This window comes from Desertihabitans aurantiacus (assembly GCF_003344635.1).
Classification (GTDB): domain Bacteria; phylum Actinomycetota; class Actinomycetes; order Propionibacteriales; family Propionibacteriaceae; genus Desertihabitans; species Desertihabitans aurantiacus.
The window spans coordinates 1-6865 of the sequence record NZ_QPKK01000207.1 but is presented as its reverse complement, the minus strand read 5'-3'; the positions used below and the strand labels follow the sequence as shown (position 1 = coordinate 6865).

Annotated in this window: 8 protein-coding genes; 2 read left to right on the top strand and 6 right to left on the bottom strand. The window is 73.8% G+C overall.

What is annotated here, in order from left to right; all coding sequences use genetic code 11:
* Both DVA66_RS14965 and DVA66_RS14960 read right to left on the bottom strand, forming a co-directional pair.
* On the bottom strand, positions 1 to 926 hold a 926-nt coding region (locus DVA66_RS14965), incomplete at its 3' end, for a class I SAM-dependent RNA methyltransferase (RefSeq protein WP_157974030.1).
* Positions 923 to 2911 (bottom strand): APC family permease, encoded by a 1989-nt coding sequence (locus tag DVA66_RS14960; protein ID WP_114560802.1) that lies wholly within the window; start codon positions 2909 to 2911, stop codon positions 923 to 925. The genes DVA66_RS14960 and DVA66_RS14965, both read right to left, overlap by 4 nt.
* 161 nt (positions 2912 to 3072) lie before the next feature.
* Between DVA66_RS14960 and DVA66_RS14955 the strand changes: the two genes are divergently transcribed.
* Both DVA66_RS14955 and DVA66_RS14950 read left to right on the top strand, forming a co-directional pair.
* Positions 3073 to 3720 carry a potassium channel family protein gene (locus DVA66_RS14955; RefSeq protein WP_198671798.1) on the top strand — a complete coding sequence of 216 codons (648 nt, stop codon included), beginning with the start codon at positions 3073 to 3075 and terminating at the stop codon, positions 3718 to 3720.
* A 40-nt stretch (positions 3721 to 3760) separates the two neighbouring features.
* The gene (locus DVA66_RS14950; RefSeq protein ID WP_114560800.1) at positions 3761 to 4459 is read left to right on the top strand and encodes a potassium channel family protein; all 699 of its coding nucleotides are present in this window, start codon (positions 3761 to 3763) and stop codon (positions 4457 to 4459) included.
* A gap of 43 nt (positions 4460 to 4502) precedes the next feature.
* On the opposite strand, the gene DVA66_RS14945 is transcribed toward DVA66_RS14950, so the two are convergent.
* The 4 genes from DVA66_RS14945 to DVA66_RS14930 form a co-directional block, all read right to left on the bottom strand.
* Complete coding sequence (locus DVA66_RS14945; protein WP_232821979.1) at positions 4503 to 4883, bottom strand: OB-fold nucleic acid binding domain-containing protein; 381 nt, start codon at positions 4881 to 4883, stop codon at positions 4503 to 4505.
* A gap of 127 nt (positions 4884 to 5010) precedes the next feature.
* Positions 5011 to 5823, bottom strand: a complete 813-nt coding sequence (locus DVA66_RS14940) for a DUF3710 domain-containing protein (protein WP_114560798.1) — start codon at positions 5821 to 5823, stop codon at positions 5011 to 5013.
* A complete protein-coding gene (gene dut / locus DVA66_RS14935; RefSeq protein ID WP_456297816.1) occupies positions 5820 to 6368 on the bottom strand; it encodes a dUTP diphosphatase in 549 nt (182 codons plus the stop codon). Before dut ends, DVA66_RS14940 begins: the two co-directional genes overlap by 4 nt.
* Complete coding sequence (locus tag DVA66_RS14930) at positions 6358 to 6828, bottom strand: DUF3093 domain-containing protein (RefSeq protein WP_114560797.1); 471 nt, start codon at positions 6826 to 6828, stop codon at positions 6358 to 6360. The genes dut and DVA66_RS14930 overlap by 11 nt, the downstream gene beginning before the upstream one ends.
* Positions 6829 to 6865 lie beyond the last annotated feature (37 nt).

The following is a 6865-nucleotide window of genomic DNA, read 5'->3' as shown; positions in this document are numbered from 1 at the left end:
AGTCGGCGCAGCACCTGGGCCACCCGCCCGGCGGTCACCCGGCTGGCGGAGTCGCCGGCCGCGGCCAGGTTCCGCCGGGCGTGGGCCACCGCCGTGCGCGACGACTCCACCCCCCACACGCGCACCCCGAGCCGGGCCAGGGCGACGGCGAACAGCCCCACCCCGCAGTACAGGTCGAAGGCCCGCTCCCCCGGCTGCGGCGCCAGCCCCTCCAGCACCGCGTCGACCAGCGTCTCCGCGGCGCCCGGGTGCACCTGCCAGAACCCGTCGGCGGCGACGGCCAGCTCCTGCTCCCCCACCCGCTGGTGCAGCAGCGCCGGCCCCGACACCCGCTCCCCGTCGACCAGGGTGCTGACCGAGCCGGCGGTGTCGACGGCGGTCTCGACCACCTGCCCGGCCTCCCAGCCCGTCCGCTCGGGACGTCCGCGGGGGTCGCTGATCGGGCACCCGTCGACCGGCACCGGCTCCAGGTCGTGGGAGCGGTGCCGGCGCAGCGCGAGCACCCCGTCGGCGTCGGCGTGGTAGCGCATCCGGGTGCGCCACCCCAGGCCCTCCTCGTCGCCGGGCACCGGTTCGACCTCGACCGCGACCTCCAGCCCCGCCAGCCGCTGCAGCTGCTCGGCGACCACCTCGGCCTTGAGCCGGCGCTGGGCCGGCAGCGTCACGTGCTGCAGGTCGCAGCCGCCGCAGCGCCCGGGTCCGCTGACCGGGCACGGCGGGTCGGTGCGCTCGGGCGAGGCCTCGTGCACCGTCACGGCGTCCCCGCGCCAGTACCGGTCGTGCCCGGTGTCGGTCAGCCGGACGTCCACCAGCTCGCCGGGCAGACTGTGCCGGACGAAGACCACCCGTCCCTCGTACCGGGCCACGCAGTGCCCGCCGTGGGCCACCGCCCCGACCCGCAGCGGACCGACCACCGCACCGCTCACCGCAGCACCCCACGCCGGCGGACCGGCTGACCGTGCCGCCGCTTGGCCGACCCGGCCGAGCGCAGCTGGTAGGGCACCGAGGTCAGCATCACGCCGGGGGTGAACAGCAGCAGCGCCTTGAGCCGCAGCGCGGACTGGTTGTGCAGCAGCTGCTCCCACCAGCGGCCCACCACGTACTCGGGGATGTAGACGCAGACGGCGTCGCGCGGGGACTCGGTGCGGATGCCCTTGACGTAGTTGAGCACCGGGGAGGTCACCTCCCGGTACGGGGAGTCGATGACCTTCAGCGGGACGTCCAGGTCGAGCTCGTCCCACTCCTTCAGCAGGGTGTCGGTGCGCTCGGGGTCGACCGCCACGGTGATCGCCTCCAGGGTGCTGGGGGCGGCCGCCTTGGCGAAGTACACCGCGCGCAGCGTCGCCTTGTGCACCTTGCTGACCAGCACCACCGCGTGGATCCGGCTGGGCAGCTCGCCGGCCTCGCCCGGCTCCAGCGCGATCTCCTCGGCGACCGAGTCGTAGTGGCGCTTGATCGCCTTCATCAGCACGAACAGCACGGCCATCGCCAGGATCGCCAGGTAGGCGCCCTGGGTGAACTTGGAGACCACGACGATGACGAGCACGACCCCGGTCATGCTGAGACCGACGGCGTTGATCGCCCGCGCCCGCAGCATGGGCCGCCGCCGCTCGGGGTCCTTCTCGGCCGCCAGGTGGCGGGTCCAGTGCCGCAGCATGCCGAGCTGGCTGACGGTGAAGCTGAGGAAGACGCCCACCACGTAGAGCTGGATGAGGGCGGTCACCTCGGCGTCGAAGACCAGCACCAGCCCGGCCGCGGCCAGCGCGAGCACCACGATCCCGTTGCTGAAGGCCAGCCGGTCGCCGCGGTTGTAGAGCTGGCGCGGCAGCCAGCCGTCCTTGGCCAGGATCGAGCCGAGCACCGGGAACCCGTTGAAGGCGGTGTTGGCGGCCAGGAAGAGGATGACCATGGTGGCGGCCACCACGAAGTAGAAGGCCGGGCGGAACTCGGCGAAGACGGTCTCGGCCAGCTGGCCGATGGCGGTCCGCTCGACCACCTCCACGACCTCGCCGTTGAGCGTGTAGGCGGAGTTGCCGAGGTCGACCAGCCGCATCCCGGTCAGCTGGGCCAGCGTGATGACGCCGAGCATCATGGTGATCGAGGTCGCCCCGAGCAGGGCCAGCGTGGTGGCGGCGTTGCGGCTCTTGGGCCGGCGGAACGAGGGCACCCCGTTGGAGATCGCCTCGATCCCGGTCAGCGCGGCCGACCCGGAGGAGAACGCGCGGGCCAGCAGCAGCACCATCGCCAGCCCGGTGAAGTCGGCGAACCCGGGGTCGGGCTGGATGCCGAACTGGGCCGAGTGCACCCGCAGGTCCTCCCCCAGCACGAGGATGCGGAACAGCCCGACACCGAGCATGCCGAGGATGGCCACCATGAAGCAGTAGGTGGGGATGGCGAACAGCGCCCCGGACTCGCGGATGCCGCGCAGGTTGAGCGCCATCAGCACCAGGATGACCACCGCGGCGGCGGTCCCCTCGTGGCCGTCGAGGAAGGGGAACACCGCGGTCGCGTTCTGGATGCCCGAGGACACCGAGACCGCCACGGTGAGCACGTAGTCGACCAGCAGCGCGCTGGCCACGGTGAGCCCGGCGCTGGGCCCGAGGTTGGTGGTGGCCACCTCGTAGTCGCCGCCGCCGGAGGGGTAGGCGTGCACGTTCTGGCGGTAGGAGGCGATCACCACCAGCATCACCAGGGCGACCAGCAGCGCGATCCGCCAGTCCCAGGCGTAACCGGCCAGGCCCGCCAGGGACAGGGTGATGAGGATCTCGTCAGGGGCGTAGGCGACCGAGCTGAGCGCGTCGGAGGCGAACACCGGCAGGGCGATCCGCTTCGGCAGGAGGGTCTCGCCGAGCTGGGTGCTGGCCAGCTTGCGGCCCACCAGCAGCCGCTTGACCGCGTCGGACAGCTTCACGGGCGCTGACACTACGCCCGCCCGACGCCGGCTCCCGCACCCCCGAGCCGAGCGGGCGGACGCCCTCCGTCGGGGTGCGGTAGCGTCGGCCCCGGCAGCGCCCGCGGGGCCTGCCGCGGACCTGGCGTCACCGGTGGGAGTACTGCGTGCACATCGTCATCATGGGGTGCGGACGTGTGGGGTCGAGCCTGGCCCGTGGGCTGGAGCGCCGCGGTCACACGGTCGCGGTCATCGACGTCGACGTCGAGGCCTTCCGCCGGCTCGGACCGGCCTTCAACGGGGACACCGTCAAGGGCGTGGGCTTCGACCGCGGGGTGCTGGTCGAGGCCGGCATCGAGCGCGCCGGCGGGTTCGCCGCCGTCTCCTCCGGCGACAACTCCAACATCCTGGCCGCCCGGGTGGTCCGCGAGGCGTTCGGCGTCACGAACGTGGTCGCCCGCATCTACGACCCGGGACGCGCGGAGGTCTACGAGCGGCTCGGCATCCCCACCGTCGCCACCGTGCGCTGGGCCGCCGACCAGGTGCTGCGCCGGATCCTGCCCGAGGGCTCCGAACCGCTGTGGCGCGACGTCTCCGGCCAGGTGCAGCTGGTGGAGATGCGCATCCACCCGGACTGGGTGGGACGCACCATCGCCGACATGCAGCGGGCCGCCCGGACGCCGATCCCGATCCTGCTGCGGCTGGGGCAGGGTCAGGTCGCCAGCCCCAAGACGCTCTTCCAGGACGGCGACCTGGCCTACGTGGCCGTCGCCAAGGACCGGCTGACCGAGGTCGAGCAGCTCTTCGCCGGGCCGCCGCCGCGGGAGTGAGCGGACCCGGACGCGCAGGAACCACGAGCAGAGGACGGACATGCGGGTAGTGATCGCCGGGGCCGGCAACGTCGGCCGCTCGATCGCCAGCGAGCTGCTGGCCAACGGGCACGAGGTGCTGCTCATCGACCGCGACCCGCGGTCGATCAAGGTCGAGTCGGTGCCCGAGGCGGAGTGGCTGCTGGCCGACGCCTGCGAGCTGTCCTCGCTGGAGGAGGCCGGGCTGGACACCTGCGACGTGTCGATCGCGGCCACCGGCGACGACAAGGTCAACCTGGTGCACTCGCTGCTGGCCAAGACCGAGTTCGGGGTGCCGCGCACCGTCGGCCGGGTCAACCACCCCCGCAACGAGTGGATGTTCGACGACGTGTGGGGGGTCGACGTCGCCGTCTCCACCCCGCGGATCATGTCGGCCCTGGTCGAGGAGGCGGTCACCGTCGGCGACCTGGTGCGGCTGTTCCAGTTCCGCCGCGGCAACTCCAACCTGGTGGAGATGACGCTGCCCGAGAACAGCCCGGCGGTCGGGCAGCGGATCAGCGACCTGGCCTTCCCCCGTCAGGTGGTGCTGGTGGCGGTGATCCGCGACGGCCTGGCCCAGGCGCCGCAGCGCGACGCCACCCTGGAGGCCGACGACGAGCTGCTCTTCGTCACCGACCCCTCCCACGAGCGGGAGCTGGCCGAGCTGCTCACCCCCGACCACGTCCGGCCGTCGGTGATCGACAACACCGTCGGGCTGTAGGGCCGGCCCGCGACGCGCGCGGGACGGGCCCCGCACCCACGGGTCAGCGGGGACAGCTCAGCAGCTCGTAGCGGGGGTTGAACATCACCCGCTGCTGGTCGAGGCTGGTGATCCGCCCCTGCACCTTCACGTGCGCCCCCGGCTCGATGCCCGGGATCGAGCGCCGACCCATCCAGATCAGGGTGAGCAGACCCGAGCCGTCCTTGAGGTCGGCCTGCAACCACCGGGTGTTGCCCCGCGGCTGCAGGGTGACGGCGCTGATCGCGCCGCTCACCGTGACCCGGTCACGGTCGGTACAGGCGGTCAGCGGGGTCGCCCCGCACTGCCGCACCTCCTGCTGCAGGTCGGCCGACTCCAGCTCCTCGTCGGAGGACACCAGGCGCGACCAGGCACGCGTCAGCGCACCCCGTCGTTCCGTACGCACCCGCTGGCCCATACCCACTCTCACCTCGATCGCTGTGACCACCCGTCTGGTGGCCACCACCCATTGTGCCTCGTCCGGGGCCATCGTCCCAGTCCCGCCGGCGGCCGGCGGACGGACCCCGCAGAGGTCAGCCGACGGTGGCGGTCCCGGTGCCCGGCGGAGGCCCGTCCGGGGTCTGCGGCGCGAGCGGCTGGGGCCGGCGCGGGGTCATCCCCTCCGGCATCGTCATCGCCACCACGTCCCCGGCGGCGATGGCCTGCTCGCCCCGCCGCACCACGCAGCCGGCGAAGATCTCGTGCACCTCGTCGGCCGGCGCGCTGAGGTCCTCGACCAGGGCGGCCTGGCCGTAGACCACGCCGCGCAGCAGCCAGCGCGGGCCCTCGGCCGCCCACGTCCGCGAGGGCTGGTAGCCCTGCTGGCCGTCCGGGGTGCGCACGGGGACCAGCCGGCGCAGCTCGGTGCCGTAGGGGCCCTCGACCAGGCTGGCCCGACCCTGCTGGCGCCGGGTGCTCTCCAGCACCTCCTCGCGGATCTCGGCCCACAGCCCGCCGCTGCGCGGGGCGGCGAAGACGGCCAGCTCGAGGGCGGACTGCCCCACCGTCACCATCACCGCGACGACCTTGCCGGTGTCCTGGGCGACCTGCAGCCGCAGCTCCATCCCCGGGTGCGGGGTGATGACCAGGGCGCCGAGGTCGATCCGCTCGACGTCGTCGGCGTCGAGGTCGACCTCGGTGATGTCGAAGGGCCCGTCCTCGCGCCAGTTGCGGGAGCGGTCCAGCGCGGCCCAGTCGGTGCTCCCGGTGCCCGCGTCCTCGTCCCCGGCGGCTGCCGGGTCGGTCTCGTCCGCGCCCGTGGGCTCCTCGAGGTCGTCCTGCCGCGTCTCCTCCGGACCGGTGGTCGGGTCCTGCGCGGCGGCCTTGCGACGACGACCGAAGATCATCGGGTTCTCTCCTGAGGGTGCGGGACGGACTCCGGGGGCCGAGTCTGCCACGCCCGGACGCCGCCGCTGGAACCGTGCCCGCCGGCGCCGCGGACCGACTCCTCCAGGGTGTCGACGGCGACGAAGCGGGCCTCGGCGACCTGTTGCAGCAGGAGCTGGGCGATCCGGTCGCCGCGGTGCAGCAGCACCGGTGTGCGCGGGTCGGTGTTGAGCAGGCACACCTGGATCTCGCCGCGGTAGCCGGAGTCGACCGTGCCGGGGGCGTTGACGATCGTCAGCCCGGAGCGGGCGGCCAGCCCCGAGCGCGGGTGCACCAGACCCACCCAGCCGGGCGGGATCTGCAGGGCCACCCCGGTCGGCACCAGCCGGCGCTCCCCCGGCCCGAGCTCGAGATCGACCGTGGTCACCAGGTCGGCCCCGGCGTCACCGGGGTGGGCGTAGCCGGGCAGCGGGACGCCGGGGTCGAGCCGGCGGACCAGCACCACCGGCTGCTCGGGCACCGCTCCCGGCGCGGCGTCCGTCGACGGGGTCTGCTCAGCGTCCACCGCGGTCGTCCTCCTGCCCGGTCTGCAGCCACTCCTGGATCGCGGCGGCCAGCTGCTCGGGCCGTCGGCTGGAGACCAACCACGCCGGGTGTGGATCGGCGGGGTCGCACAGCTCGACCCGCACCTCGCCGGGGACGTAGGAGCGCTGCAGCCGCCAGGCCCGGACGTCGGCCCGTCCGCGCAGCCGGTCCTCCACCTCCGCGGCGTCCAGGCTGCGCGCCCCGGCCACCCAGCGCCACTCGACCCGCGCCGTGCCGGCCCGCAGGCCGGCGGCGTCGGCCACCACCGGGCTGGACAGCTGCCACAGCAGCAGCCCGACCAGGACCGAGGCCACCGCGGTGACCGCCAGCACGAGCGGCCAGGACAGCACCAGCGCACAGGTCACGGCCACCGAGGCCACCGCGGCCAGCGCCACCAGGACCCAGCTCCAGGGCACGAGCAGACGTTCGCGGTGGCTCACCCGGCCAACCTAGTGCCCGCCACCGGTCGCGGCGAAC